This is a genomic window from Streptomyces sp. NPDC101178 (assembly GCF_044767965.1).
Taxonomy (GTDB): Bacteria; Actinomycetota; Actinomycetes; order Streptomycetales; family Streptomycetaceae; genus Streptomyces.
In genome coordinates, this window is record NZ_JBIWOZ010000015.1 from 15,441 (window position 1) to 41,184 (window position 25,744).

The 25,744-nt window shown below is 70.4% G+C and carries 24 protein-coding genes and 3 pseudogenes; 13 read left to right on the forward strand and 14 right to left on the reverse strand.

What is annotated here, in order from left to right; translation table 11 throughout:
• The first annotated feature begins 42 nt into the window (after positions 1–42).
• Together ACIRR8_RS30820 and mltG are read left to right on the forward strand one after the other, a co-directional pair.
• The gene (locus tag ACIRR8_RS30820) at positions 43–1,860 is read left to right on the forward strand and encodes an ABC transporter ATP-binding protein (protein ID WP_404071026.1); all 1,818 of its coding nucleotides are present in this window, start codon (positions 43–45) and stop codon (positions 1,858–1,860) included.
• A 563-nt stretch (positions 1,861–2,423) separates the two neighbouring features.
• Complete coding sequence (mltG, locus tag ACIRR8_RS30825; RefSeq protein ID WP_404071028.1) at positions 2,424–3,281, forward strand: endolytic transglycosylase MltG; 858 nt, start codon at positions 2,424–2,426, stop codon at positions 3,279–3,281.
• Positions 3,282–3,321: 40 nt separating this feature from the next.
• Here mltG and ACIRR8_RS30830 read toward each other — a convergent pair whose 3' ends face one another.
• The 6 genes from ACIRR8_RS30830 to ACIRR8_RS30855 form a co-directional block, all read right to left on the reverse strand.
• A complete protein-coding gene (locus ACIRR8_RS30830) occupies positions 3,322–4,434 on the reverse strand; it encodes an NAD(P)-binding domain-containing protein (RefSeq protein WP_404071030.1) in 1,113 nt (370 codons plus the stop codon).
• A 52-nt stretch (positions 4,435–4,486) separates the two neighbouring features.
• Positions 4,487–5,683: an LLM class flavin-dependent oxidoreductase gene (locus ACIRR8_RS30835; RefSeq protein ID WP_404071031.1), complete on the reverse strand. Its 1,197-nt coding sequence runs from the start codon at positions 5,681–5,683 to the stop codon at positions 4,487–4,489.
• Positions 5,680–6,711, reverse strand: coding sequence for an ABC transporter substrate-binding protein (locus tag ACIRR8_RS30840; RefSeq protein ID WP_404071033.1), 1,032 nt, complete (start codon positions 6,709–6,711; stop codon positions 5,680–5,682). Before ACIRR8_RS30840 ends, ACIRR8_RS30835 begins: the two co-directional genes overlap by 4 nt.
• Positions 6,712–6,755: 44 nt before the next feature.
• A complete protein-coding gene (locus ACIRR8_RS30845; protein WP_404071035.1) occupies positions 6,756–7,571 on the reverse strand; it encodes an ABC transporter ATP-binding protein in 816 nt (271 codons plus the stop codon).
• On the reverse strand, positions 7,544–8,434 hold the full coding sequence (locus ACIRR8_RS30850; RefSeq protein ID WP_404071037.1) for an ABC transporter permease: 891 nt from the start codon (positions 8,432–8,434) through the stop codon (positions 7,544–7,546). Before ACIRR8_RS30850 ends, ACIRR8_RS30845 begins: the two co-directional genes overlap by 28 nt.
• Before the next feature lie 254 nt (positions 8,435–8,688).
• The gene (locus ACIRR8_RS30855; RefSeq protein ID WP_356899727.1) at positions 8,689–8,790 is read right to left on the reverse strand and encodes a putative leader peptide; all 102 of its coding nucleotides are present in this window, start codon (positions 8,788–8,790) and stop codon (positions 8,689–8,691) included.
• 74 nt (positions 8,791–8,864) lie between these two features.
• Here ACIRR8_RS30855 and ACIRR8_RS30860 point away from each other — a divergent pair, with 74 nt between their 5' ends.
• From ACIRR8_RS30860 to ACIRR8_RS30875, 4 genes and pseudogenes are all read left to right on the forward strand, one after another.
• A complete protein-coding gene (locus tag ACIRR8_RS30860; protein WP_404071039.1) occupies positions 8,865–9,287 on the forward strand; it encodes a secondary thiamine-phosphate synthase enzyme YjbQ in 423 nt (140 codons plus the stop codon).
• 67 nt (positions 9,288–9,354) lie between these two features.
• Complete coding sequence (locus ACIRR8_RS30865; protein WP_404071041.1) at positions 9,355–9,717, forward strand: winged helix-turn-helix domain-containing protein; 363 nt, start codon at positions 9,355–9,357, stop codon at positions 9,715–9,717.
• Positions 9,714–10,043 (forward strand): annotated as a pseudogene (locus ACIRR8_RS30870) (IS630 family transposase); the annotation flags it as partial. The gene ACIRR8_RS30865 and the pseudogene ACIRR8_RS30870, both read left to right, overlap by 4 nt.
• Before the next feature lie 64 nt (positions 10,044–10,107).
• Positions 10,108–10,572 (forward strand): NUDIX domain-containing protein, encoded by a 465-nt coding sequence (locus ACIRR8_RS30875; RefSeq protein WP_404071232.1) that lies wholly within the window; start codon positions 10,108–10,110, stop codon positions 10,570–10,572.
• A gap of 187 nt (positions 10,573–10,759) precedes the next feature.
• On the opposite strand, the gene ACIRR8_RS30880 is transcribed toward ACIRR8_RS30875, so the two are convergent.
• The 4 genes and pseudogenes from ACIRR8_RS30880 to ACIRR8_RS30895 all read right to left on the reverse strand — a co-directional run bounded on the left by ACIRR8_RS30880 (position 10,760) and on the right by ACIRR8_RS30895 (position 14,266).
• Entirely contained in the window at positions 10,760–11,698 is a 939-nt protein-coding gene (locus ACIRR8_RS30880; protein ID WP_404071043.1) for a MerR family transcriptional regulator, read from the reverse strand.
• Between the two features lie 161 nt (positions 11,699–11,859).
• Positions 11,860–12,569: pseudogene (locus ACIRR8_RS30885) on the reverse strand (GNAT family N-acetyltransferase).
• A gap of 262 nt (positions 12,570–12,831) precedes the next feature.
• Positions 12,832–13,701, reverse strand: a complete 870-nt coding sequence (locus ACIRR8_RS30890; RefSeq protein WP_404071045.1) for an alpha/beta fold hydrolase — start codon at positions 13,699–13,701, stop codon at positions 12,832–12,834.
• 100 nt (positions 13,702–13,801) lie between these two features.
• Positions 13,802–14,266, reverse strand: coding sequence for a hypothetical protein (locus tag ACIRR8_RS30895; protein ID WP_404071047.1), 465 nt, complete (start codon positions 14,264–14,266; stop codon positions 13,802–13,804).
• Positions 14,267–14,641: 375 nt separating this feature from the next.
• On the opposite strand from ACIRR8_RS30895, the gene ACIRR8_RS30900 reads away from it, so the two are divergent.
• A complete protein-coding gene (locus tag ACIRR8_RS30900) occupies positions 14,642–15,046 on the forward strand; it encodes an FKBP-type peptidyl-prolyl cis-trans isomerase (RefSeq protein WP_404071234.1) in 405 nt (134 codons plus the stop codon).
• Between the two features lie 112 nt (positions 15,047–15,158).
• Positions 15,159–15,340 (forward strand): annotated as a pseudogene (locus ACIRR8_RS30905) (hypothetical protein); the annotation flags it as partial.
• A gap of 71 nt (positions 15,341–15,411) precedes the next feature.
• Here ACIRR8_RS30905 and katG read toward each other — a convergent pair.
• A complete protein-coding gene (katG, locus tag ACIRR8_RS30910) occupies positions 15,412–17,667 on the reverse strand; it encodes a catalase/peroxidase HPI (RefSeq protein ID WP_404071049.1) in 2,256 nt (751 codons plus the stop codon).
• A 393-nt stretch (positions 17,668–18,060) separates the two neighbouring features.
• On the opposite strand from katG, the gene ACIRR8_RS30915 reads away from it, so the two are divergent.
• The 5 genes from ACIRR8_RS30915 (at position 18,061) to ACIRR8_RS30935 (ending at position 23,440) form a co-directional block, all read left to right on the forward strand.
• Positions 18,061–18,471 (forward strand): Fur family transcriptional regulator, encoded by a 411-nt coding sequence (locus ACIRR8_RS30915; RefSeq protein WP_356751007.1) that lies wholly within the window; start codon positions 18,061–18,063, stop codon positions 18,469–18,471.
• Between the two features lie 96 nt (positions 18,472–18,567).
• A complete protein-coding gene (locus tag ACIRR8_RS30920) occupies positions 18,568–19,887 on the forward strand; it encodes a pyroglutamyl peptidase (RefSeq protein ID WP_404071052.1) in 1,320 nt (439 codons plus the stop codon).
• Position 19,888: 1 nt separating this feature from the next.
• The gene (locus ACIRR8_RS30925; RefSeq protein WP_404071054.1) at positions 19,889–20,518 is read left to right on the forward strand and encodes a class I SAM-dependent methyltransferase; all 630 of its coding nucleotides are present in this window, start codon (positions 19,889–19,891) and stop codon (positions 20,516–20,518) included.
• Between the two features lie 50 nt (positions 20,519–20,568).
• Complete coding sequence (locus ACIRR8_RS30930; RefSeq protein WP_404071056.1) at positions 20,569–21,438, forward strand: alpha/beta fold hydrolase; 870 nt, start codon at positions 20,569–20,571, stop codon at positions 21,436–21,438.
• Positions 21,439–21,478: 40 nt separating this feature from the next.
• Positions 21,479–23,440, forward strand: a complete 1,962-nt coding sequence (locus tag ACIRR8_RS30935; protein WP_404071058.1) for an acyl-CoA dehydrogenase — start codon at positions 21,479–21,481, stop codon at positions 23,438–23,440.
• 48 nt (positions 23,441–23,488) lie between these two features.
• Here the strand turns inward: ACIRR8_RS30935 and ACIRR8_RS30940 are convergent, their stop codons facing one another.
• The 3 genes from ACIRR8_RS30940 to ACIRR8_RS30950 all read right to left on the reverse strand — a co-directional run bounded on the left by ACIRR8_RS30940 (position 23,489) and on the right by ACIRR8_RS30950 (position 25,730).
• Complete coding sequence (locus ACIRR8_RS30940) at positions 23,489–23,632, reverse strand: hypothetical protein (RefSeq protein ID WP_404071060.1); 144 nt, start codon at positions 23,630–23,632, stop codon at positions 23,489–23,491.
• Positions 23,601–24,947: an OFA family MFS transporter gene (locus tag ACIRR8_RS30945; protein WP_404071062.1), complete on the reverse strand. Its 1,347-nt coding sequence runs from the start codon at positions 24,945–24,947 to the stop codon at positions 23,601–23,603. Before ACIRR8_RS30945 ends, ACIRR8_RS30940 begins: the two co-directional genes overlap by 32 nt.
• 180 nt (positions 24,948–25,127) lie before the next feature.
• On the reverse strand, positions 25,128–25,730 hold the full coding sequence (locus tag ACIRR8_RS30950) for a TetR/AcrR family transcriptional regulator (RefSeq protein ID WP_404071064.1): 603 nt from the start codon (positions 25,728–25,730) through the stop codon (positions 25,128–25,130).
• Positions 25,731–25,744 lie beyond the last annotated feature (14 nt).

Consider the following 25,744-nt stretch of genomic DNA (forward strand, 5'->3'; position numbering starts at 1 on the left):
TCGGACGCCTCCGACCGTTCCGCACGCCCCACGAAGGAGCCCATGAAGCCGGACGAACTCACCTGGACGCCCCCACCCGATGCCCGCGCCGCCTCCGACCGGCCACCGGGCGAGGTGCGCCGCATCCTCCGCCTCTTCCATCCCTACCGCGGCCGCCTCGCCGTGGTCGGCCTGCTGGTCGGCGCCTCCTCCCTGGTGTCGGTCGCCTCTCCGTTCCTGTTGCGCGAGATCCTGGACACCGCGATCCCGCAGGGCCGCACAGGCCTGCTCACGCTGCTGGCCCTCGGCATGATCCTGACCGCCGTGATGAACAGCGTCTTCGGCGTCCTGCAGACCCTGATCTCGACGACCGTCGGCCAGCGCGTCATGCATGATCTGCGCACCGCCGTGTACACCCAGCTCCAGCGGATGCCGCTCGCCTTCTTCACCCGGACCCGCACGGGCGAGGTCCAGTCCCGCATCGCCAACGACATCGGCGGTATGCAGGCGACGGTCACCTCCACCGCGACCTCGCTCGTCTCCAACCTCACCGGGGTCATCGCCACCGTCGTCGCGATGCTCGCGCTCGACTGGCGCCTCACCGTCGTCTCGCTGCTCCTGCTGCCGGTGTTCGTCGCGATCAGCCGCCGCGTCGGCCGGGAGCGCAAGCGGATCACCACCCAGCGCCAGAAGCAGATGGCCGCCATGGCCGCCACGGTGACCGAGTCCCTCTCGGTCAGCGGCATCCTCCTCGGCCGCACGATGGGCCGCTCCGACTCGCTCACCAAGGGGTTCGCCGAGGAGTCCGAGCGCCTGGTCGACCTGGAAGTGCGCTCCAGCATGGCCGGCCGCTGGCGGATGTCCATCATCGGCATCGTGATGGCCGCCATGCCCGCCGTCATCTACTGGGTGGCCGGCCTCACCATCCAGCCCGGGGGCACCGCCGTCTCCATCGGCACGCTCGTGGCCTTCGTCACCCTCCAGCAGGGCCTGTTCCGTCCGGCGGTCAGCCTGCTCTCCACCGGCGTCCAGATGCAGGCCTCACTCGCCCTCTTCCAGCGGATCTTCGAGTACCTGGACCTCACGGTGGACATCACCGAACCGGACAAGCCCGTCCGTCCGGCGAAGATCCGCGGCGAGATCGCCTTCGAGAACGTGGACTTCAGCTACGACACCACGAGCGGCCCCACGCTCAGCGCCATCGACGTGACCGTCCCCGCCGGCAGCAGCTTGGCGGTCGTCGGCCCCACCGGCTCCGGCAAGTCCACGCTCAGCTATCTCGTGCCCCGCCTCTACGACGTCACCGGCGGCCGGGTCACGCTCGACGGGGTCGACGTCCGTGACCTCGACTTCGACACGCTGGCCCGGGCGGTCGGCGTGGTCTCCCAGGAGACCTACCTCTTCCACGCGTCCGTCGCCGACAACCTGCGCTTCGCCAAGCCGGACGCCACCGACGAGGAGATCGAGGCCGCGGCCCGCGCCGCGCAGATCCACGACCACATCGCTTCCCTGCCCGACGGGTACGACACGCTGGTCGGCGAGCGCGGCTACCGCTTCTCGGGCGGCGAGAAGCAGCGCCTGGCCATCGCCCGCACGATTCTCCGTGATCCGCCGGTGCTGATCCTCGACGAGGCGACCAGCGCACTCGACACCCGTACGGAACACGCCGTGCAGGAAGCGATCGACGCACTCTCCGAGGGCCGCACCACTCTCACCATCGCGCACCGTCTCTCCACCGTCCGCGACGCGGACCAGATCGTCGTCCTGGACGGCGGCCGCATAGCCGAGCGCGGCACGCACGAGGAACTGCTCGACCGGGACGGCCGCTATGCCGCCCTGATCCGCCGCGACTCCCACCAGGCCCCGGTCCCGGCCTCCTGACGACCCACGGTGGGCAGCCGCACCCCGGTACCGCCCGCCCACCGTCCGTACGGCACATCCCCGCGCAGGAGGGCTCTCCTCGGGGTCGAACTCCCCGGCCGCTCGGTTCCGCCTTCACCGCGCTGCCGCCTTTCGCCGGGCAGGTGGCGGCGGCATGAGACTGAAGGCGCTCGCCGACCCGACTCCGTACACGCGACGGCGCCGCCGCTCCCGTGGGACGGGGAGCGACGGCGCCGGGCGGAGTGATGGTCAGACGAGCCAACCCACGAAGTGGACGATGCCGGCCAGCAGGTTGGTCAGGAAGTTCATCTGGTGGTTCTCCTTGTGCGTGGTGCATGTGTGGGACGTGCGCGGTAGCGGTCTGCAGCCCGTCGACTGCGCTCTGCAATCATCACGCCCGCCGGGAGAGATCAGCAACGAATCCCGATACGATCACGCGTTCCAGCGAACACCCGATCCCTTGTTCGTGTGTTCTGGTCGCACGGTACGGCGTTCGTGTCGCCGGAGCCGACGCCGCAGCCGGGCTACCGGCCCGGGGGAGTGGACCGGGTTAACGTGCCCGCATGGTGAACGAGTCCCCGGACGCCCGTCCCCGTCGCAGACTCCGCCCGACCCGCCGCGGAAAGATCGTGCTGGCCGTCGCCGCGCTGCTCGTGGCGTCGGCCGCCGTGCTGATCCCGCTCTCCCTGCTCGGCTCGGACGAGGAGAAGGAAAAGGAGAAGCGGCCGCAGAGCACGCTGGTGATCCCGGAGGGCTGGCGCGCCTCGCAGGTGTACGGCGCCGTCGACCGGGAGCTCGGACTCAAGCCCGGGTCCACGGAGAAGACCGTGGAGACGGTGGATCTGGACCTGCCCGACCAGGCCGAGGGCAACCCCGAGGGGTACCTCTTCCCGGCCACGTATCCGATCGACTCCGCGACCAAGCCGGCCGGCCTGCTGCGCTACATGGCGGACACCGCCCGCAAACGGTTCGGGGCGGACCACATCACCGCCGGGGCGCAGCGCAACAACGTCACGGTCTACGAGACCGCCACGATCGCCAGCATCGTCCAGGCCGAGGCCGACACCGCCTCCGACATGGGCAAGGTCGCCCGGGTCGTCTACAACCGGCTCCTCAAGGACATGCCGCTGCAGATGGACTCCACCATCAACTACGCCCTCAAGCGCTCCACCCTGGACACGACGAACGCCGACACCCAGCTGGACAGCCCGTACAACAGTTACGTACGCAAGGGCCTGCCGCCGACGCCCATCGGCAACCCGGGGGAGGAGGCGCTGAGCGCCGCCATCAGCCCCACGCCCGGCCCGTGGCTCTACTTCGTCACGGTCGCGCCCGGGGACACCCGGTTCACCGACAGCTACGACGAACAGCAGAAGAACGTCGAGGAGTTCAACCGCAACCGCCGCGAGGCCACGGGCTGAGGGCCACAAGCTGAGGGCCACGGGCCGAGGCCACCGGCCCTCAGCCCGCCACCCCGGCCTTCGCCTCCACGCTCGACCGGCCGCCGGTCCTCTCCAGCAGCCGCAGTACCGACCGCACAGCGGTGCGCCCCGCCCGGTTGGCGCCGATGGTGCTGGCGGACGGCCCGTACCCGACGAGGTGGACGCGTCCGTCGCGTACGGCACGCGTGTCCTCCGCCCGGATGCCGCCACCCGGCTCGCGCAGCTTCAGCGGGGCCAGATGATCGACGGCGGGCCGGAAGCCGGTGGCCCAGAGGATCACGTCCGCCTCGACGCTCCGGCCGTCGTCCCAGGCCACGCCGGCCGGGGTGATCCGGTCGAACATCGGCAGCCGGTCCAGCACCCCCTGCTCCCGGGCGCGCCGCACGGCGTCGGTGACCGGCAGCCCGGTCACGGACACCACGCTCTGCGGCGGCAGCCCGGCCCGCACCCGCTCCTCCACCATCGCCACGGCCGCCCGCCCCCACTCCTCGGTGAACGGCTCGTCGCGGAAGACCGGCTCGCGCCGGGTCACCCAGAAGGTCTCGGCGGCGTACGGGGCGATCTCCATCAGGTGCTGCGTACCGGAGGCGCCACCGCCGACCACGACGACGCGCCGCCCCGCGAACTCCTCGGGCCCCGGGTAGTCCGCCGTGTGCAGCTGGCGCCCCCGGAAGGTCTCCTGTCCCGGATAGCGCGGCCAGAACGGCCGGTCCCAGGTGCCGGTCGCGTTGATCAGCGCGCGCGGGGCGTACGTCCCCTCGGACGTCTCCACGAGCAGCCGCCCGCCGCTTCCCTCACGTACGGCACTCACCTCGACGGGCCGGTGGACCCGCAGGTCGAAGCGGTCCTCGTATGCCGTGAAGTACGCGCCGATCACCTCGGAGGAGGGCCGGTCCGGGTCGGCGCCGGTCAGCTCCATGCCCGGCAGCGCGTGCATCCCGTGGACCTTGCCGTACGTCAGCGAGGGCCAGCGGAACTGCCACGCCCCGCCCGGCCGGGGCGCATGGTCCAGGACGACGAAGTCGCGGTCGGGCGCGAGCCCGGCGCGGCGCAGGTGGTGGGCTGCGGAGAGCCCCGCCTGCCCGGCGCCGATCACGACCACGTCCAGCTCGCGCACCCCAGTAATGTTCACGTTTCTACTAACTCGTGGGGCGCCCGGGATCTTCCCGGGCGCCCCACCGGGTTCAGCGCCCGCCCGCCACCAGCAACGGCGCTCCGGCCGTACGTGGTTCCGCGCCGGGCGCCCCCAGCAGCGGGGACGCCGGTACGGTCGACAGCAGCCCGCGCCGGGCCAGCTCCGGGGTCACGCCCTCACCGAACCAGTACGCCTCCTCCAGGTGCGGATAGCCCGAGAGCACGAAGTGCTCCACACCCAGCGCGTGGTACTCCTCGATCCGGTCGGCGACCTCCGCGTGGCTGCCCACCAGCGCCGTCCCGGCCCCGCCGCGCACCAGACCGACACCCGCCCACAGGTTCGGCGCGATCTCCAGCTTGTCCCGCGAACCGCCGTGCAGCGCCAGCATCCGCTGCTGCCCGACCGACTCGCTCTTTCCCAGCGCCTGCTGCGCCGCCGCGATCGTGTCCGGATCGAGGTCGCCCAGCAGCCGGTCGGCGGTGGCCCACGCCTCTCGCGCGGAATCCCGGGAAATGGTGTGCAGCCGGATCCCGAACCGGACCCTGCGCCCCTGCTCCTCGGCCAGCCCACGGATCCAGTCGATCTTCTCCTTCACCGCCGCCGGCGGCTCACCCCAGGTCAGATAGACATCGGCATGCGCGGCGGCCACCGGACCCGCGGCCGCCGATGACCCGCCGAAGAAGATCTCCGGCAGCGGGTCCGGCGGCAGCGCGGTCAGCCCGCCCTCCACCTGGTAGTGCTCGCCGTCGAAGTCGTACGGCTGCCCGCTCCACGCACCCCGCACCACGGACAGGAACTCCGCGGTCCGCGCGTACCGCCGGTCGTGGTCCAAGTGGTCTCCGAACCGGCGCTGTTCGGTCGAATCGCCACCCGTCACCACGTTGAGCAGCAGTCGTCCCCGGGTGATCCGCTGGTAGGTGGCGGCCATCTGGGCGGCCAGCACGGGCGAGATGACGCCGGGCCGGAAGGCGACCAGGAACTTCAGCCGCTCGGTGTGCTGCGCGAGCGCAACCGTGGTCAGCCAGGCGTCCTCGCACCATGTACCGGTCGGCGTCAACACTGCCTCGAAGCCGAGCTGTTCGGCGGCCTTGGCGATCTGTGCCAGATACTCGATGTCCGGCGCGCGCACACCGCTCACCGGGGTGATGCGGTCGCGTTTGATTCCGCCGTCGGTGTACGCGTGCCGGTCCACGAGCGTCCGGCCGTCACCGCCGGTGGGCAGGAACCAGTGGAGATGTACGTTCATGAGGAGGCCTTTCCGTACGAGCGCGGTTCGGTGGTGGAGGGCGGGAGGTCACGGTTGAAGCGGGTGTCGACGTAGTCCTCGAAGGCGAACCGCCTCGGGATCAGCTTGAGTTCGGCGAAGGTGTCGGCGATCTCCTGCTCGGAGGCGATGGCGTCGTCGTCGATGGCCACCGGGACCCGGGTGCCGTAGCTGCGCTTCACCGCGTCCAGCGCCACCTCGAAGGGCAGCCCGGTCTCCTTCGCCCAGACCTTCGCCCACTCCTCCGGGTGCTGGAAGACCCAGCTCTGCGCCCGCTCCAGCCGGACGAGCAGATCGCCGATGGCCTTCGACTTCTTCGGATCCTTGAGCGAGGAGGGGGAAGCGACCTGGAAACCGAGGCCGTTGACGACACCTTCGCCGGTCGTCAGCACGCGGGCGTTCCCGGCCCGCAGGATCTGCGAGGTGTACGGATCCCAGATCGCCCAGGCGTCCACCTTGCCCCGGCTGAAGGCGGCCAAGGCGTCAGCGGGCTGGAGATAGTTGAGCTTGACGTCCTTGATGGAGAGGCCGGCCTTCCTGAGCGAGGCGACCAGTTGGAAGTGGGCCGAACTGCCCTGCGCCACGGCGACGGACTTCCCCTTGAGCTGCTCGGGACTCCTGAGCGGCGAGTCCTCGGATACGACGATGACCTCACCGGCCGGCGAACCGTGAGTGGCGCCGACGACGGTGATGTTCGAGTCGGAGCCGGCGGCGAAGACGGGCGGTGTGTTGCCCACTCCGCCGATGTCCACGGCCCCGGCGCTCACGGCCTCCAGAAGCGGTGGACCGGAGGTGAAGGTGGACCATCTGATGCGGTAGTCCAGGTCGTCGAGCTCTCCGGAGGCCCGCAGGATGGCCTCGTAACCTCCTTTCTGGTCACCGATGTCGAGCGTGACACTGCCCTTGCCGTCGGTGCTGCCGCCCGACTCCGCGGACGAGGCGCCGCCACCGCAGGCGGCGAGGAGCAGGGTGAGCGGAAGGAGCAGGGTCGGCAGGGTGCGGCGTTTCATGGTGGTTCTCCGTAGGTGTGTCGCCAGGAAAGGGAGATGAGGGGTCATGCGTCCGAGCCGGCGCCGGTGGCCGCTTCCCGCTGCCGCTCCGCTCCGGCCTCGGCGGTACCGTCCTCGACGCCCAGCTCGCTGAGCAGCCGCGAACGCAGGCCGGTGAAGCCGGGGGCGCCGACACCGCGCGGGCGGTCCAGGCCGACGGGTGTGTCGTACGCGATCCGGCCGTCCCGCATCACCAGTACCCGGTCGGCCAGCAGCAGGGCCTCGTCCACGTCATGGGTGACCAGCAGGACCGCGCAGCCGCGCCGCTGCCAGAGCTCGGCCACCAGCTGCTGCGCCTTGATCCGGGTCAGGGCGTCGAGCGCGCCGAACGGCTCGTCGAGCAGCAGCAGATCGGGCTCTCGCACCAACGCGCGTGCCAGGGAAGCGCGTTGGGCCTCGCCACCGGAGAGCGTCTTGGGCCAGGCGCCGGCCCGGTCGGTCAGCCCGACCTCCGCCAACGCCGTCTCGGCCAGGGCCCGTTCCGGCTTGCCCGGCAACCCCAGCAGCACGTTGCGCCAGACCCGCTTCCAGGGCATCAGCCGCGGCGCCTGGAAGGCCACGGCGCGGCGGCGGGCCACCAGGACGGTCCCGGCTATCTCGCGGTCGAGCCCCGCCAGCACACGCAACAGGGTCGACTTGCCGCAACCACTGCGCCCGAGCAGCGCCGTGAACTCCCCTCCTTCGAGGGTGAGATCGAGGTCGTCGATCACCGCGCGCCCGTCGAAGGCCCGGGTGAGCCCTTCGACCCGTACGGCGGTTTCCGGCTCTCCGGCGGGGGAGGGGGCCGGCGCGGTCACTGGCCGGTGAAGGTCGGTCGCCATTGCAGCAGCAGCCTTTCGAGGGTCCGGACGATGACATCGGCGGTCAGGCCGAGGAAGGCGTACACGACGAGGCAGACGACGATCACGTCGGTCCGGAAGAACTCCCGCGCCTGGTTCATCAGGAACCCGATCCCGGCATCGGCGTTGATGGACTCACCGAAGACGAGCGCGAGCCAGGCGGTGGCGAGCGAGTAGCGCAACCCGGTCATGGCCCCGGGCAACGCGCCCGGCAGCACCACATGGCGTACGAGACCCCATCGGCTGAGCCCCAACGACTCACCGGCCTCCATGAGTTGGGCGTCCACACCGCGAATCCCCGCATACACGTTCAGGTAGAGATGGAAGGCGACCCCGAGCGCGATGAGCGCCACCTTCGGCGCCTCGCCGATCCCGAGCCAGATGATGAACAACGGGATCAGACCCACCCAGGGGACCGTGCGCAGCATCTGTACGGTCGCGTCGACGAGGTCCTCGCCGAGCCGCGAGAGCCCCGAGACCAGCGCGAGCGCCGTCCCCACGACCCCGCCGAGCACCAGCCCGACGGCCACCCGCTGGAGCGACACCCCCATGGCGGCCGGCAGCGTCCCGTCGGCGATCAGATCCGCTCCCGCACGGCCGATGGTCCCCGGCGAGGCGAGCACGTCCGGATGCAGGACGCCCGTGGCGCTGAACACCTGCCACAACGCGAGCAGCAGCAACGGCCCCACGGTCCGCCGCAACCACCGCGGCACGGACCGCAGTCGCGCCCGGCGCGCGGACGCCGGGACGACCGGCTCCAGATCGGGGGGCGTACGGCCGGTACCGGATGCCGGGACTCTCTCCGCGATCGGGGATGGATCGGGCGGTGCGTGGCTGACGGTCATGGCGGCTCCACAGGAGGTCGTACGGAGGGGGAGTCGGGCGCGCGCCACCCCGCCCGCCCCTCCCGCGGCGACGGCTGTGCCGGAAGAACCCCCGCTCGGCAGCCCGGCAGGCAGGAGCCACGGCCATCCGAAGCGGTCAGAGGACCGGCAGGACGCGGCGGCCCACGGCGGCGCGCGAGGCGAGGGGTGCGGGAGAGGAGGCGGAGCGGGCGGCGGGCCCGGTCAGCAGGGGCGCGAAGGGCGCTGAGAGAACGTCAGCAGCCGCGGCGACACGCGGCGGATGCCACCCGCAGCAGGTCGATGTGACCGCGCGAGGTGAGCAGAGCTGATCGGAACATGGCGATGAACGTAGTCATCCGGTCAGGACACGGTCAATGGCGTCTCGGAGCGTGGACGTGTGATCTCGCCCCCCGGAAGGGAAGATGGAGGCATGTCCGATTCCTTCACCACCACGGTCCTGCACCTCACCACCGGCACGGCGGAGACCGTCATGGACCTGACGCGGGAGTGCGAGGAGTTCCTCACCCGCTCGGCGTCCGGCCGCGACGGCCTGCTCAACATCTTCGTACCCCACGCCACGGCGGGCATCGCCATCATGGAGACGGGCGCGGGCAGCGACGACGACCTCCTGGCCGCCCTCCACCACCTGCTCCCGGCCGACGACCGCTGGCAACACCGCCACGGCACCCCGGGCCACGGCCGAGACCACGTACTCCCGGCGCTCGTCCCGCCGCACGCCACGTTGCCGGTGATCGGGGGAGCGCTGGAGCTGGGGACCTGGCAGTCGGTGTGTCTGGTGGACACGAACGTTTCTAACGCCAACCGTCAGGTTCGCCTGAGCTTCCTCAGCTGACCAAGATCGTTCAGCGGGGCGTGGTCGCCGATTCTCCGTACGATGCGCGCTCGAACGGAGAGAGGAAATGCGCGGTACGGACCTCAACACGCCCGCATCGCTGCCGCGACTGAGCGGCAAGCAGTTCGCTCAGCTGGAGTCGGAGCTGGCCAAGGGGCCGGCCGCGCACGGCTGGGAGGGCCAGCGCTGGACTCTGAGCCGTGTGAAGACGGTGATCGGACGGCGCCTCCACCTCACTTACACGATCCAGGGCGTACGCAAGTTGTTGGTGCGTAACGGATGGTCCTGCCAGGTTCCCGCCCGTCGTGCCACGGAGCACGATGACGACGCGGTGGCCGGGTGGGTCAAGGAGGTGTGGCCCCGCGCGGAAGACCAGCGGCGGCTCGTGGAGCCTGGCTGGTCTTCGAGGACGAAGCCGGCTTCTCCGTGACGCCGCCGCATGCCAAGACCTGGTCCCAGCGCGGCCGGACCTCGGTGGTGCGGGTCCGCGCCCGCTCTCGCAGACGGATATCGATCGCCACGCTGACCTGCTACAAACCCGGCCACCGATCCCGGCTGATCTACTGGCCGCGACGGGACGACGGCCGACGTGACGGGCGCAAGAGCTTCTCCTGGCGCGACTACCGGGATCTTCTGATCGCAGCCCACCAACAGCTCGGCGGTCCGATCGTCCTCATCTGGGACAACCTCAACGTCCACAAAGCCGCCGGGCTCCGGGAGTTCGCCGCATCCCGCGACTGGCTGACCATTCTCTACCGGGGAGGGATGGTTGCACCGCGTTGCCACGATCGTGTGCCGTGACCCCGAAGGGCGCACGCTTGTGCATCGCCGTACTGAGGGCACATCGCGATTTCCGGGCCACTTCAATTGGATGCTTGGCGGTGCAGTGGAGGTTGCCGAGACCTATGAACAGGCCGCTAAAAGGGAGTTGGAGGGGGAAATAGGGATCCGGACCTGTCCAAGGTTCGTGTTCAAGTTCCGGTGCACCGGCGCCATCAGCCCGTACTGGCTTGGGCTGCACGAAGTCGTTGTGGACGAACCGATCAAGCCGGACCCCGAAGAGATTGCCTGGTACGACTGGCTGACGGAACACGAGCTCGAAGAGTTGGTTCGGCACGATGCGTTCGTCCCCGACGCCCGCGAGGCATTCGAACGCTACCTCGCTATCCGCCCCCGAACCCAGTCATGCGTGGGTTCGGGTCAGACTCCGACGGACCGGCCACGAGAGGACGCTCGAGGACATGGCGGCCAGTGTGGGGGCGGTCACGATCGAGAGCGTTGGTGACGCCAAAGGAAGGCTGCGCCAATCATCACTGCCAAGGTGATGTTGGCGGCGCTCCAGAACATGAGCTTGTAGACCGGTGACGCGGCCACCTGAAGTACGACCGGGGCACTCATCAGCCGATGATATGGGGCGGCGTTTTCCCCCGACACCGGCCGCATCCGCCCCATGCCGCCTTGTGACCGCCCCGTCATCGCCGTGTCCGGGCGCGCAGAGCCTGGACGGACCAGTCGAACACCGGAGCCAGGCTCTCCGGGGCCGGCCAGCCGTTGACCACCGCGAGCAGCTGGAGGTACCGCCGCCAGCGCGGTTCGTTCACTCTCTCCAGCCGAGTCGCCAGCCGGCGGCGAAGCTCGACGTCGTCGGGGCGGCCGAGGAGGTGCGCGTAGTGCGCCGTGAACTGCGCGACGATCGGATGAGCCTGGGGCGAGTCCGGGTCGATGCCGGCGGTCACGGCCGGGCCGGCCTGGTCACGGACGGCTGCGGTGATGTCGCGGCGCGGGACCGTCGCGCCGCTTCGGGCCTGCTCGGCCGCCTGGTCCTCGGCCATCCGCCGCACGACGGCGCGGAAACCCGGGTCCAGGGACATTTCGGCCAGCTCCACCCACGCCTGGACCTGCTCTGTCTTCGGGTTACGGGGCAACTCGGGGGTGATCGAGCGCATGACCCCCGCAAAGGTGGGGGCGGCGTCAAGACCGCCGAAGACGGCGTCGAGGAAATCGCCCGTCAGACGGCTGCGTTCGTCCTCGGAAAGCCGGGCCAGCTGGTGCATGCGTTCCGTCTCCTCAGGTGTGGACCCGCGCTCGGCCACCGCCGTCAGCACCGCGCGCCGCAGGCGCAGGACGCGGATCTGCACCGTCAGTGCTTCGGTATGCGCTGCGGCGACCTCCGGAAGCGAGAGCTCACGGTCCACTGCCTTTCGGATCGTGGGAAGGTCCAGTCCCAGCTCGCGCAGGGTGCGCACGAGGTCCAGGCGTGCGACGGCGTCGATGCTGTAGAGGCGGTAGCCAGCCGGGCTGCGGTCGGTCGGCGCCACGATTCCGCGATCGGAGTAGAACCGAATGGTCTTGACCGTGAGACCGGTCCGTCGAGCAAGTTCACCGATCGAGTAGAGCGTGTCGCCGTTCATGTCCCCACCTTCGTGTCTCCCCCTACGGGAGACTCAAGTCCCTTCGCCTGCGGGCAGGTAACCACTCTTCATCCACAAGTCGTGACAATTCCTCTTGCCGGGCCAGGGCGGACGGCTCGCCGTCGGTACGCTGCCCGGGCCGGAACAGGACGTCTGGTCGGTCAGTTGCGCGAGTCGAGCTCCTTGGGACAGTAGAGGGCCGCGGGCTTTCCCGTGAGCAAGGCCCAGTAGCGGTCCCCGAAGGACCGGTGCCACCACTTTGTGGGGTAGTTCACCAGCCCTGCGGCCGTGAGCACGGTGCCCAGCAGTTTCCGGTTGGCGCGGGCTTCCTCGCTGATGTCCGAGGCGCGCACGCCGATCCACTGCTCGGCGCCGTACTCCTCGAACCCTTCGACCTCGGTGAAGCCAGTCTCGCCGCGAGGCGCATCGCTCGGTGGTTGGTGCTCCGGGTGGAGAGCACCACGGGTTCGCCGGGCCGTGCGCCGGTGAACCAGTTGAGTGCCGCCGCGCACGCCTTGAAGGCGTACCCGTGTCCCCACGCCTCGGGCAGGAACAGGTGCCCGAGTTCGGTCTCTCCGGCCTCTGGGCGGACGTGTCCCCGGCGTTCGGTGCCGCGGGGGTCGAGCGTGATCATGCCGATCATCGTTCCGTCGAGTTCGACCACGAAACAGCCGGGGCGTCGGCCGGGCACTTCGGGCATCGCGCGTTCAAGTTCGTCGCGAGTCCGGGCGCCGCCGATGTAGGTGCCCACCTCGGGCGAGGCGAACAGTTCGACGAAGGCCGTACGGTCGCGGGCCTCGGACGCGCGGAGCACGAGCCGTTCGGTCGGTATCGGAGTCGTCGGCCAGGTGAAGGTTCCAGGTCCGATCATGGCGGGGAACCCATCGCGCGCCCCACGAGGACGATCGGCGGAGAAGCCTGGCGCCTCGTACGGAAACTCCGCTGCAGCACCAACCGCATCACCGCGATTATCCAGGCTGTTCTTGTCCTTCACCACGCGTCAGCGTGAGGTTGGAAAGGGCTCAAGGACTCCACAGTCGCATGGTCGTCGGCCGCCGACTTTCCTGGCTGCAGATGCCGAGCGGCGGGTGGGGTGCCGGGCAGATGAGGCTGCGATCCGTCACCACGCGATGTCAGACGGCTGCCGCGCCGTGCCGCGTGAGCCAGAAAGCAAGGAGGGCGGAAGCCACTTCATCGGGGGTGTGAACATTGGGGGAGTGTCCGCCGCCATCGATCCGGACGAAAATGGCTCCCAGTTGACGGGCCATTTGCTCAACTCCGTCGGGATCCCACGTCTCGTCGGGGGTGCCGGAGATCACTGACATGGGAACCGCCATTCGGGCCAGCTCAGCCGTGGTGTCCGTCTCGTCCAGCATGTGCTGCGCGACGGCCGCCAACTGGCTCGGCCTGTTGCGCAGCCACCGATTCTCCAGGAAGCGTGCGACGTCCTCGGGCACGGACTCGTCCTTATTCCGTACGAATGGCCAGATCTCGGCCGGGGGCATCGATTCCACGACGGAGAGCAGCAGGTGCAGGCGTTCCCGCTGCCAGGAAGAGACCGGACCGGGGCCGAAGTTCATCAGAGTGACCGATGCCCAGAGAGAGGGGTCCCCTTGGGTCGCGATGACCGCCGCGCGGACGAGACTTCCGCCGTACGAATGTCCCAGCAGATGCACCGGGCCGACGCCCAGGGAACGGGTGACGGCCACCAGATCGCCGGCCAGGTCTTCTCGGGAGTACGAGGGCGCCGGAGAGGCGTCACCCGTCTCGTACTGACCTCGGCAGTCCAGAGCTACTACACGGACGCCGTCGGCGCTCAGTGCGGACAGCATGGGAAGGAAATCCTCTTTGCTGCCCATGAAGCCGGGTACGAGCAGAGCCGTTTCCCGCACGGGGGCGTGTCCAGCGGGTGGGACATCCAGGGCGGCAAAGACACCTCGTTCCGTTCGCAGCCGCACCGAGCGTGCGTGATCCGGTGTTTCGAGGTTCAGCAACTGGCTCATGGGCAGCATGATAGGCACGGCCGCTGAGCTGATGGAACCACTGTTCAGAGCGGGGCGAACACACAACCTGCCTGCTTCGAGGCGCAGTTCGAGGGCCGCTCTACCCTTCGGATTCTCCGCGTGGTTCAGGCACCCCTTCCTGTGGTTCATCTCGGTGCCAGCCACCGAAGCGCCCGAGGGCCTTCCAGAACCTCTTCTCGCCGTTCCGCTCGGTCTGCCTTCTGGACTCCCAGGCGAGGATGTCGCGCCCGTAGACGCTGCGAGCCAATTCGTTCACGTCGTTCTCGATGAGCCGCAGGTGTTTCCCCAGCCTCTGAATTCCGTCGTTGCTGTCCCGCAGATACAGGTAGGCGATCAGGATCACGAGACCGACCACAAGGATGCGCCAGATCCCGAGACCACTGCCGAGCGTTGCCGCGATGGCTGTGGCCGCACCGGCGTATCCGGCCAGTTGTTGTCGGGCCCCGATCCTCTGGACCACCTCGGACCGTAAGGACTCGTACTCCTTCATCCGAAGACCGATGAGCTCGACAGTCTTCTCGTGCTCGCTTGTGCTCTCGATCACGGCACCCCCTCGTCGCTGTGAATAGTGCCCAGCTGTGAAGACGCCCACGCCTTCGCCGCAGTACCGACCGTGCTGAGGAGCGCGTCAATGCTGTGCCGGGTTGTGTCCCGCCTTGCAAGATCGGTCTTTCCGAGGGGGACGGATACTTCCCATGACCCTGCCGATCGCCTCGGGACTCTTTTCCTGACGGAGGCTGGTGGATACGAACAAGGGCAATCCGGAGCGGCAGGTGCGGTTGAGCTTTCTGGGTTGGCGGGACACCGGGCGGAACGGTGAACGGAGACTTCCGCGTAGCGTGACCATCTGCCGCATGGAAGGTCCATGGGGCCGGTCGGCCTCGTACGAGGGAGGCCGGTGGTGAGCGATGGGGCCGTGATGAGCGAACTGACGAAACCCGTGATCGAGGTTCCGGAGGGGGATGCGCCCGCCGAACTGACGATCCGGGACCTGGTGGTGGGGGACGGGCCCGAGGCGCGGCCGGGCAGGGTCGTCCAGGTCCACTACGTAGGGGTGACGTTCGCCTCAGGGAAGGAGTTCGACTCCTCCTGGGAGCAGGACCGGCCGTTCAAGTTCGCCGTGGGCGGCGGCAGGGCCATCAAGGGCTGGGACCGGGGAGTGAGGGGCATGAAGGCCGGCGGCCGACGGGAGATCATCGTTCCCCCGCGGCTCGGCTACGGCAAGCAGTCACCCTCTGCGCTGATCCCGGCGGGCTCGACGCTGATCTTCGTCGTGGACCTGCTCACGGTGGTGGGGGGCCCTCCGGAGCGAGGTTCGGTCTGAAGGGGCGGGACGAGCGCCTGGCCTGACGGATCTTCGATTGCCCGGGCGCTGCGGTCCGGCCCGCAAGAGCGGGAATCGGCTGTCCTCCTCGCATGCCGACCAGAGGCGCCAGCAGGCCATCGAGCATGCTCAGAGCGGCCCGGACAATCTGTCCGAGAGCTTCACCCGTGCTCTCAAGCGGGACCAACAGCGCCTCGACGAACTGGAGTCGGGGATCGCCCCACTGACGTGGCGATCGAGATGGCTCATGACCGGGACGGCTCGCTGGTCGTGTTCCCGGCGGTACCGGCGTAGCCGCTCGAACGCCCCGGCAACGGGCCGCGGGGGCCGGTGCGCGTACGCACCGGCCCCCGCGGTCGCTGTGATCAGACCAGGTCGAAGCGGTCCAGGTCCATCACCTTGGTCCAGGCGGCGACGAAGTCCGTCACGAACTTCTGGCGGGCGTCGTCGCTCGCGTAGACCTCGGCGAGGGCGCGGAGTTCGGAGTTGGAGCCGAAGACCAGGTCGGCGCGGGTGCCGGTCCACTTGACCTGGCCGTTCGCGTCGCGGGCCTCGAACTCGTCCTGTGCCGACGACGTCGACTTCCAGGTGATGCCCAGGTCGAGCAGGTTCACGAAGAAGTCGTTGGTCAGCGTGCCCGGGCGGTCGGTGAGGACGCCGTGGGTCGAGCCGCCGGTGTTGGCGCCCAGCACGCGCAGGCCGCCGACCAGGACGGTGGTCTCCGGGGCGCTCAGCGTCAGCAGGTTGGCGCGGTCGAGGAGCAGGTACTCGGCGGGCAGGCGGGCGGCCTTGCCGACGTAGTTGCGGAAGCCGTCGTACGCGGGCTCCAGCGCGGCGAAGGACTCGATGTCCGTCTGCTCCTGCGTGGCATCGACCCGGCCGCCGGTGAAGGGCACCTCCACCGCGACGCCGGCGTCCTTGGCCGCCTGCTCGACGGCCGCGTTGCCCGCGAGGACGATCAGGTCGGCCAGCGAGACCTTCTTGCCGCCCTTGGCGTCGAAGGACTGCTGGATGCCTTCCAGGGTGCGCAGGACCTGGGCCAGCTCGTCCGGGTCGTTCGCCTCCCAGCCGCGCTGCGGCTCCAGGCGGATCCGGGCGCCGTTGGCGCCGCCGCGCTTGTCGCTGCCGCGGAAGGACGCGGCCGAGGCCCAGGCGGCCGAGACCAGCTGCGCCACCGTCAGGTCCGTGGCGAGCACCTGCTCCTTGAGCGCGGCGATCTCCGCGGCGTCCAGCGGCTCCTCGGTGCGCGCGGGCAGCGGGTCCTGCCACAGCAGCACCTCGGCGGGCACCTCCGGGCCCAGGTAGCGCTGGATCGGGCCCATGTCGCGGTGCGTCAGCTTGTACCAGGCACGGGCGAAGGCGTCCGCGAACTCCTCCGGGTTCTCGTGGAAGCGGCGCGAGATCTGCTCGTACGCCGGGTCGAAGCGCAGCGACAGGTCGGTGGTGAGCATCTGCGGCTTCTGCTTCTTCGACGCGTCGTGCGCGTGCGGGATGGTCGCCTCGGCGTCCTTGGCGACCCACTGCTTCGCGCCGGCCGGGGACTCGGTCAGCTCGTACTCGTACGCGAAGAGGTTGTGGAAGAACTCGTTGCCCCACTGCGTCGGCGTGCTGGTCCAGGTCACCTCCAGACCGCTGGTGATGGCGTCGCCGCCCTTGCCCGACTTGTACGAGCTGCGCCAGCCGAGGCCCTGCTCCTCCAGCGGGGCGCCCTCGGGGTCCGCGCCGACGCTTTCGGCCGGACCCGCGCCGTGGGTCTTGCCGAAGGTGTGGCCGCCGGCGATGAGGGCGACGGTCTCCTCGTCGTTCATCGCCATCCGGCGGAAGGTCTCGCGGATGTCGCGGGCGGCCGCGATCGGGTCCGGGTTGCCGTTGGGGCCCTCGGGGTTGACGTAGATCAGGCCCATCTGGACCGCGCCGAGCGGGCTCTCCAGCTCACGGTCGCCCGTGTAGCGCTCGTCGTCCAGCCAAGTGGTCTCCGGGCCCCAGTAGACGTCCTCCTCCGACTCCCAGACGTCCTCGCGGCCGCCGGCGAAGCCGAAGGTCTCGAAGCCCATGGTCTCCAGGGCGACGTTGCCGGTGAGGATCAGCAGGTCGGCCCAGGACAGCGCCTGGCCGTACTTCTTCTTGACCGGCCACAGCAGACGGCGGGCCTTGTCCAGGTTGCCGTTGTCCGGCCAGCTGTTCAGCGGGGCGAACCGCTGCTGACCGGCGCCCGCGCCGCCGCGGCCGTCGCTGATGCGGTACGTGCCGGCGCTGTGCCAGGCCATCCGGATCATCAGCGGCCCGTAGTTGCCGAAGTCGGCCGGCCACCAGTCCTGAGAGGTGGTGAGCACCTCGGCGATGTCCCGTTTCACCGCGGGCAGGTCGAGCGCCTGGAACGCGGACGCGTAGTCGAACTCCTCACCGAGCGGGTTCGCCACGGCGGGGTTCTTGGCGAGGATCTTCAGGTTGAGGCGGTCCGGCCACCACTGGCGGTTCCCGCCGCCCTGGGTCGGGTGCGGGGCGCGGCCGTGGGCCACGGGGCAGCCGCTCGCCTGCGCCTCGGGCACCTCCGGGACGGCCGTCTCGGGCGAATCCGGGACGACGGGGTCGAAGACGTGTGACTCGTTGTTCTCGGTCATGGGTGATCCTTCCGGCCCCGGAGGGTGGTGGGGGCGCTGAACGGGGGAGGAGGATTCGAGCCGTGCAGGAGGGGCACGCTGTGAGCCAGGACCTCGCCGTGGGCCGTACGTACGCCTCGCGGATCACCGGGCCGTACGGTCCCGGGCGATACGACGAGGGCGGTGCCCGGCCGACGGGCGGTGCCGCGCGATGGAGGCGGCGGTGTCCTGTCGTGTGTCTCTGCTGCCGTAGCCGGAGTCTTCCTGTCTCTTGGATGTCGCCGGTATCGATCCTACGATGGACTTCGTCCAAGTCAAGAAGCACACTAAAAACGTACCGACCCGGGGCATGGCACCACGGGAACTCTTCAGGGGACTGTCCGTCCCTCCGCGAACCGGAGCAGGTGAGACGAGATGAGCGACCTCCTTCAGCGGCTGCGGGGCCGTGGCTGGCGACTGACCTCGCAGCGGCGTGTCGTCGCGGAGGTCCTCGACGGCGACCATGTGCACCTCACGGCGGACGAGGTGCATGTGCGGGCCGCCGCACGGCTGCCCGAGATCTCCCGGGCGACGGTCTACAACACGCTGGGCGAGCTCGTCGCGCTAGGCGAGGTGCTGGAGGTCTCCACCGTCGGCCGTGCCAAGCGCTACGACCCGAACGCGCGCAACCCCCACCAGCACCTGGTCTGCTCCGGCTGCGGCACGGTCCGCGACGTCCACCCGGACGGCGACGCGCTCGGCGACCTGCCCGAGGCCGAGCGGTTCGGCTTCACCGTCGGCGCGGTGGAGATCACCTACCGCGGCCTCTGCCCAGCCTGTACCTGAACGTTTCGCGGCCCTCTCCGAAGGACCGGCCCCATGGCGCTGCCTCCCGCGGGGCCGCGATACTGCGGGCCAACCGTTTCCGTCGGAAGGGCCCACGTGACGCACCACTTCCCCGCCACCACCCGGCTCGGCATCGGTGGCGTAACTCTTCTGCTCGTCCTCGCGGGCTCCGCGCTGCCCGCCACCGCGTCCCCGCCCGACGCCGCCCGTGCCACCGCGCAGCCCACCGTCGAGGAGCAGCGCCTGGAGCGGGCAGTGCCGCAGGAGATCCTGCGGCGCAGCGGATTCGACGTCCTCGCTCCGGGCTTCGCCCGCGCCCTGGAGGGATCGCGCAGCTACGCGCAGGCGGAACGCACGGTGACCCGGCACGGCTCGGCGCTGTGGCAGCGGGCCGTGGACCGTGCTCAAGGGCGCGGACCCGCCACGGGCGACCTGAGCCGCGGCGACGACCGGCCGCTGTACTGGGCGCGGCTCGCGCTCAGCCGCGAACTGCGCGCGTGGACACCCCGGTTCGACCTCGGCGACCAGCGGCGCAAGGCCCTGCACACCGCCCTGGAGACCTCCTCGCGCGGCCAGGACGACGTCCGCCTTCCAGGCCGTCACCCGCGCGGGAAGGACGCCGGCCCTCAGGTGAAGCGGGTCCTCGTCACCGGCTTCGACCCGTTCACGCTGGACCGGGACGTCCGCATCGGCAACCCCTCCGGCGCGAGCGCACTCGCCCTGGACGGCACCCTCGTGCACACCGCCGACGGGCCGGCCCGGATCGAGGCCGTCGTCTTCCCGGTGCGGTGGACGGACTTCGCCGAAGGGGCCGTCGAGCGGGCGCTCGCCCGGCATCTGCCGCACCTGGACGTGTTCACCACCATCAGCCAGGGCCGCCAGGGCCGCTTCGACGTGGAGCGCACCAACGGCGCCTGGCGCGGTGGCTTCGCCGACAACGAGAACCTGTCCCGTACGGGCCTCGTCCCCGTCACCGATCCCGCCTCGCAGCCGCAGTGGACCTCCACGACCCTCCCGTACCGCCAGCTCACCGAAGCCGACACCGGCCGCTTCCCGGTGTACGACAACACCGAGGTCACCGAGATCCCGGCGGGCGCCACCCAGCCGGTGACCAGGCCGGACGGGCCCACGCCGGGCTCGGCCGCGCGGGCCGGGGGCGGCGGCGACTACCTCTCCAACGAGACCGCCTACCGGGCCACGCTCCTGCGCGACCGGCTGGGTCTCCCGAAGCTGCCGGGCGGCCATCTGCACACGCCGGTCCTGCAGTTCGGTCCGGGCAACGAGAACCCGGCGACCGGCGCGGTCACCGACCCCGGCTTCGAGCGCAACCGCTCGGATATCGTGCGGCAGGTGCGGGCCCTGGTGAAGACGGCGGTGAGCGCCACCGCGAACCGGGCCGACCGGAGGACACGCTGACATGACCGGGAACCGGGACCGCTGGGCGGAACTGACCGGCGGGCAGGCCGGAGAGCGGTACGCCCGGCGGTTCGCGGACCTCGCCGCATCGGGCCACGACGTCCACGGCGAGGCGGCGTTCTGCGCCGCGCTCGCCGAGCCCGGCGCCCGGGTCCTCGACGCCGGCTGCGGCACCGGGCGGATCGCGGTCCGCCTCGCCGAGCTGGGATACCGCTGCACCGGCGTCGACATCGACGCCTCGATGCTCGCCGTCGCCCGCCGCGACGCACCCGAGCAGGAGTGGCTCCTCGGCGACCTCGCCCGTACGGACACGCTCGGCCTGGAACCCGGCTACGACCTGGTGCTCGCCGCCGGCAACGTCGTCCCGCTCCTGGCCGCGGGCACCGAGGCCGCCGTCATCGGACAGCTGGCCGCCGTGCTGCGGCCCGGTGGTCTGCTGGTCACGGGCATGGGCCTGGACGCGGCGCACCTGCCGCTGCCCGAGGCGCCGTTCGGACTCGCGGAGTTCGACGCGTGGTGCGAGCGGGCCGGGCTGGTCCTGCGGCAGCGGCACGCGACGTGGAGCGGTGAGCCGTACGTACCGGAGTGCGGCTACGCCGTCAGCGTGCACGCCCGCCCGGGCGGCCGGTGAATTCCGCTCCGAACCGATGAGTTCCGGCGGCGGCGGCGGTCTGCCCGGGTATGAAGACTCACACGCTCAGCACCCCCGGCGCCGACCTCGTGTACGACGTACGCGGGCCGCTGCCCGCCGCCGACGGGCGCCCGCCGCTGCTCATGATCGGGCAGCCCATGGACGCCTCCGGATTCGCCGCGCTCGCGGCCCGCTTCCCGGAGCGCACCCTGGTCACCTACGATCCGCGCGGGCTCGGCCGCAGCACCCGCAAGGACGGACGGACCGACCACACCCCCGAGACCCAGGCCGACGACCTGCACGCCCTGATCGAGGCGCTCGGCGCGGGCCCGGTCGAGATGTTCGCCAGCAGCGGCGGCGCGGTCACCGCGCTCGCGCTCGTGGCCCGGCACCCCGGCGATGTGACCGTCCTGGTCGCCCACGAGCCGCCGCTGATCACCCTCACGCCGGACGGGCCCGCCGCCGTACGGGCCCGTGCCGCCCTCCGGGACACGTACGAGAAGCGGGGCTGGGGGGCCGGAATGGCCGCTTTCGTGGCCATGACCTCCTGGGAGGGCGAGTTCACCGAGGCGTACTTCGCTCAGCCGGAGGCCGATCCGGCCGCGTTCGGGATGCCCACGGAGGACGACGGATCGCGTGAGGACCCGCTGCTCTCCGACCGGTCCTGGGCGATCAGCGACCACCGGCCGGACGCCGACGCGATCGGCCGTGCCGCGACCCGCGTGGTGATCGCCGTGGGCGAGGAGTCGCGGGCCGTGCAGACCGGGCGTACCTCCGACGCGACCGCCGAACTGCTCGGACAGCGGGTGACCGTGTTCCCGAGCCATCACGGCGGATTCCTCGACGGAGAATTCGGCTATCCCGGAAAGCCGGACGAGTTCGCCCGCCGTCTGCGTGAGGTCCTCGACGGCGCGGCGTGAGGTACCGCGTGATCGCTGCCGGTCGGGGTAGCGAAAGGCTATGAGCACTGACAGAACACTCACCGCTCCCGTCGGATACGTGCAGCCTGAACTCGACGTCCGGGCCCTCACCGAGGTCCTGGACGGCGAGTACGCCGGGATCCGTGACCTGGTCCGCACCAACCTGGTGACGTACGCCTCCGTCCTGGAGGAGGCCGACGAGCTCCCCATCGACGCGTTCCGCGAGCGGGTGCGCGAGCTCGTGGTCGAGATGGCCGCGACGGGGCAGACCGGCATGGGCTTTCCGAAGCAGTACGGCGGGGGCGGTGATGTCGGGGCATCGATCGCCGCCTTCGAGACGCTCGCCTTCGGCGATCTGTCGGTGCTGGTGAAGGTCGGCGTTCAGTTCGGGCTCTTCGGCGGTGCGATCCTGCACCTGGGCACCGAGCGTCACCACGACGCCTATCTGCCCGACCTCATCACCGGGAAGCTGATGGGCTGCTTCGCGATGACCGAGACCGGGCACGGCTCCAACGTGCAGGCGCTCGGCACGGTCGCGCGGTACGACGCGGACGCCCAGGAATTCGTCATCACCACCGAGGGCGACCAGGCACGCAAGGACTACATCGGCAACGCGGCCCGCCACGGCGAGCTCGCCGTCGTCTTCGCGCAGCTGGAGGTCGGCGGGGAGTCCGAGGGCGTGCACGCCTTCGTCGTACCGATCCGGACCGGCGGTGAGGCGGCGCCCGGCGTCCACATCGAGGACGACGGCCGCAAGATGGGCCTCAACGGCGTGGACAACGGACGCATCCGGTTCGACGGCGTGCGGGTGCCGCGTGAGGCGCTGCTCAACCGCTTCGCCGACGTCACTCCGGAAGGCGTCTACGAGAGCACCATCGACAACCCCGACCGCCGCTTCTTCACCATGCTCGGCACCCTGGTCCAGGGCCGGGTCAGCGTCGGTGGCGCCGGGGTCAACACAGCCAAGGTCGCGCTCGCCGTCGCCACCAAGTACGCGCTGCGGCGCCGGCAGTTCGCGGCGGGGGCCGAGGGGGAGGAGCAGCTGCTCCTGGACTACGGCCTCCACCAGCGCCGGCTGCTCCCGCTCATCGCCCGTACGTACGCGCTGCACTTCGCCCAGGACGTCCTGCGGACGCAACTGCACAACGTCTTCTCCGGCCTGGAGGACGACCCGCAGGCCCGCCGGCGGCTGGAGGCGCGGGCCGCCGGGACCAAGGCGCTCGGCACCTGGCACGCCACCCGCACGATCCAGGAGTGCCGCGAGGCGTGCGGCGGCGCCGGCTATCTCGCCGTCAACCGGTTCGCCGCGCTCAAGGCCGACAGCGACATCTTCACGACGTTCGAGGGCGACAACCACGTCCTGCTCCAGCTCGTCGCCAAGGGCCTGCTCACCGACTACGCCAGCGAGTTCGAGGACCTGGACCAGCTCGGCATGGTCCGGTACGTCACCGGCCTCGCCGTCGAGACGGTCATCGAGAAGACCTCGGCCCACAAGCTGCTCGAACGCGTACGGGATCTGCTGCCGGGCGGCGACGAGTGGGACCAGGAGGCCGGGCTGCTCGACTCCGAGTACCAGCTCGCCATGCTCCGCTACCGCGAGGAGCACATGCTCGCCGGTGTGGCCCGCAGGCTCAAGCGCGGCATCGACCAGAAGCGAGATCCCGGCGCCGTCTTCTCCCAGGTCCAGGACCACGTCATCGCCGTCGCCCACGCGCACATGGAGCGGCTGGTGCTGGAGGCGTTCATCGAGAAGATGCGTACGCTGCCCGAAGGCGGCAACAAGGTGGCGCTCGGGCTGCTGTGCGACCTGTTCGCCCTCTCCACGATCGAGGCGGACCGGGCCTGGTTCATGGAGCACGGCCGGCTGACCACCCAGCGTTCCAAGGCGATCAGCCGCGAGGTCAACGACCTCTGCCGCAAGGTCCGGCCCCTCGCCGGCGAGTTCGTCGACGCCTGGGGCATCCCGTCGGCGATGTTGCGCGCCCCGGACCTGGTGGGCTGATCCGGCCACGACGCCCGCCCTCTGAGCCAGGGGGCGGGCGTCTCGGGGTCAGCCGGTGAACAGCTGGGTGGCCTTACGGAACAGCTCGTACAGGCCGTACGCGAGCGGTGCGCCCACCCACAGCCAGGTGAGGACGATCAGCGGCCGCCGGTTCCTCACCTCAGGCGGATTCGGACTGCTGCTGCCGGACATCGGAGGCTCCCTTCTGCGCCGGTACGGCGTCGAGGTGGTGGGACGGGTGGACCGGCCGGACCAGTTCGTTGGCCACGAAGCCGACCGCGAGCAGGGCCATCATGATGAGCAGCGACGTGCCGTACAGCTCCGCGCCGTGCTTCCCGGCCTCCTCCTGCCGGTCGGCGATCCAGTTCACGATCAGCGGTCCCAGAACACCCGCGGTGGACCAGGCGGTGAGCAGCCGTCCGTGGATCGCCCCGACCTGATACGTGCCGAACAGGTCCTTCAGGTAGGCCGGGATCGTGGCGAAGCCGCCGCCGTAGAAGGAGAGGATGACCAGCGCGCACAGGACGAACAGTGGCTTGGAGGAGCTGCCCACCAGCGCGATGAGCGCGTACATGAGCACGCCCGCGCCGAGGTAGACGCGGTAGATGTTCTTCCGCCCGATCAGGTCGGAGGTGGAGGACCAGCCGATGCGCCCGGCCATGTTGGCAGCGGAGAGCAGAGCGACGAAACCGGCGGCGGCGGTGGCCGATACCGGGGCCGAGGTGTCCGCGAAGAAGTCCGAGATCATCGGCGCGGCCTTCTCCAGGATGCCGATACCGGCCGTCACGTTCGTGCAGAGCACCACCCACAACAGCCAGAACTGCGGAGTACGCAGCGCCTGGCGCGCGGAGACCCGGGGGCCGCCCGCGGCCGTGGTGTGGCCGGTCTGCCGCTCCTCGGTGCGCGGGCGCGGCACGCGGACCAGCAGGACGCCGAGCAGCATGAATACGGCGTAACTCAGTCCGTGGACGAGGAAGGCCAGCGCGATGCCGGAGGTGTCGCTGCCGAAGGACTCCAGCATCTGCGCCGACCAGGGTGAGGCGATCAGGGCGCCACCGCCGAAGCCCATGATGGCGATGCCGGTGGCCATGCCGGGCCGGTCGGGGAACCACTTGATGAGCGTCGAGACCGGCGAGATGTATCCGATGCCGAGGCCGATGCCGCCGACGAAGCCGTAGCCGAACACGATCAGCCAGAACTGCCCGGTCGCGGCGCCCAGCGCGGAGAGCAGGAAGCCGGAGGAGAAGCAGACGAGGGCGACCGTCATGGCCCAGCGCGGCCCGCGGCGCTCGACGAGCGTGCCGCCGAAGGCCGCGGAGAGGCCGAGCATGACGATGCCGAGTTGGAAGGGGAGCGCGCTCTGTGTGCCGCTCAGGCCGAGCGCGTCCTCCAGTGGGGGTTTGAACACGGACCAGGCGTAGGCCTGGCCGATGGAGAGGTGGATCGAGAGAGCGGCGGGCGGAACCAGCCAGCGGCTCCAGCCCACAGGTGCGATGGGGGGACTCATGGGTCCCCAACCGTACGGAGGGAGAAAGCGGTTGAGAAGGTTGTTGAACGTTCTTTCACTGTGTTCGTTCTGTGTGACGGTGAGGAGCCCGTGCCGCTGGCCCGGGGTGTGTCCGGCGGATCAGGGCCGGACAGGCCGTGCCGGGCGTCGTGGGCCAGGTCGAGATCCGCCGGACACGCCTCAGGTCCGGGCCGATGTCGCCGCGAGCACCAGCTCCACGCAGTGCGCCTCCAGCCGCTCACGTGGTACGTCGAGCGTGCCGTGCAGCCACCCCGCGAAGAGACTCGCCAGGCCGCCGACCAGCGCGTGCGCGGCCATCCGGCGGTCGATGCCGTCTCCCGTACCGGCGAGCTGGCCGCCGACGAGGTCGGTGAAGACCGGCATCAACCGGTGGCTGTGCGCGCCGAGAGCCGGGTCGGCGAAAGGCTCCAGGAGCAGGAGGCGGCCCTTGTGCGGGGCGTCCAGGACCAAGGCGACGAAGGCGGCGACGGCTGCCCGGGCCCGGACCTCCGGCTGCGGGTCGCTGAGCGCCACGGCTTCCTCCAGAGCCCTCCTGGCCTCGTCGGCGACCCGTTCGAAGGCGGCGAGGAGCAGGTCGTCGCGGCCGGCGAAGCTCTCGTAGAAATAGCGGTCCGTGAGGCGCGCCTGCCGGCAGACGGACCGGACCGTGACGGCCGCGCATCCCTCCTCGCCGGCCAGCCGCTCGGCGGTGTCCAGCAGGATCGTCCGGCGGGCCGCGCGACGATCGGCGAGCTTGGTCCCGCCCCAGCTCCGCTCGGCCAACTCGCCTTCCTCTC

What these genes read in the sequence shown, in the direction of transcription:
- ACIRR8_RS30940 (WP_404071060.1), bottom strand. Translation starts at nt 23,632, where the DNA reads ATGTCCGGCAGCAGCAGTCCGAATCCGCCTGAGGTGAGGAACCGGCGG.
- ACIRR8_RS30840 (WP_404071033.1), bottom strand. Translation starts at nt 6,711, where the DNA reads ATGAAACGCCGCACCCTGCCGACCCTGCTCCTTCCGCTCACCCTGCTC.
- ACIRR8_RS30900 (WP_404071234.1), top strand. Translation starts at nt 14,642, where the DNA reads ATGAGCGAACTGACGAAACCCGTGATCGAGGTTCCGGAGGGGGATGCG.
- ACIRR8_RS30820 (WP_404071026.1), top strand. Translation starts at nt 43, where the DNA reads ATGAAGCCGGACGAACTCACCTGGACGCCCCCACCCGATGCCCGCGCC.
- ACIRR8_RS30835 (WP_404071031.1), bottom strand. Translation starts at nt 5,683, where the DNA reads ATGAACGTACATCTCCACTGGTTCCTGCCCACCGGCGGTGACGGCCGG.
- ACIRR8_RS30945 (WP_404071062.1), bottom strand. Translation starts at nt 24,947, where the DNA reads ATGAGTCCCCCCATCGCACCTGTGGGCTGGAGCCGCTGGCTGGTTCCG.
- ACIRR8_RS30845 (WP_404071035.1), bottom strand. Translation starts at nt 7,571, where the DNA reads ATGGCGACCGACCTTCACCGGCCAGTGACCGCGCCGGCCCCCTCCCCC.
- ACIRR8_RS30915 (WP_356751007.1), top strand. Translation starts at nt 18,061, where the DNA reads ATGAGCGACCTCCTTCAGCGGCTGCGGGGCCGTGGCTGGCGACTGACC.
- ACIRR8_RS30865 (WP_404071041.1), top strand. Translation starts at nt 9,355, where the DNA reads ATGCGCGGTACGGACCTCAACACGCCCGCATCGCTGCCGCGACTGAGC.
- ACIRR8_RS30935 (WP_404071058.1), top strand. Translation starts at nt 21,479, where the DNA reads ATGAGCACTGACAGAACACTCACCGCTCCCGTCGGATACGTGCAGCCT.
- ACIRR8_RS30930 (WP_404071056.1), top strand. Translation starts at nt 20,569, where the DNA reads ATGAAGACTCACACGCTCAGCACCCCCGGCGCCGACCTCGTGTACGAC.
- ACIRR8_RS30925 (WP_404071054.1), top strand. Translation starts at nt 19,889, where the DNA reads ATGACCGGGAACCGGGACCGCTGGGCGGAACTGACCGGCGGGCAGGCC.
- ACIRR8_RS30850 (WP_404071037.1), bottom strand. Translation starts at nt 8,434, where the DNA reads ATGACCGTCAGCCACGCACCGCCCGATCCATCCCCGATCGCGGAGAGA.
- ACIRR8_RS30890 (WP_404071045.1), bottom strand. Translation starts at nt 13,701, where the DNA reads ATGAGCCAGTTGCTGAACCTCGAAACACCGGATCACGCACGCTCGGTG.
- katG (WP_404071049.1), bottom strand. Translation starts at nt 17,667, where the DNA reads ATGACCGAGAACAACGAGTCACACGTCTTCGACCCCGTCGTCCCGGAT.
- ACIRR8_RS30880 (WP_404071043.1), bottom strand. Translation starts at nt 11,698, where the DNA reads ATGAACGGCGACACGCTCTACTCGATCGGTGAACTTGCTCGACGGACC.
- ACIRR8_RS30855 (WP_356899727.1), bottom strand. Translation starts at nt 8,790, where the DNA reads ATGACTACGTTCATCGCCATGTTCCGATCAGCTCTGCTCACCTCGCGC.
- mltG (WP_404071028.1), top strand. Translation starts at nt 2,424, where the DNA reads ATGGTGAACGAGTCCCCGGACGCCCGTCCCCGTCGCAGACTCCGCCCG.
- ACIRR8_RS30860 (WP_404071039.1), top strand. Translation starts at nt 8,865, where the DNA reads ATGTCCGATTCCTTCACCACCACGGTCCTGCACCTCACCACCGGCACG.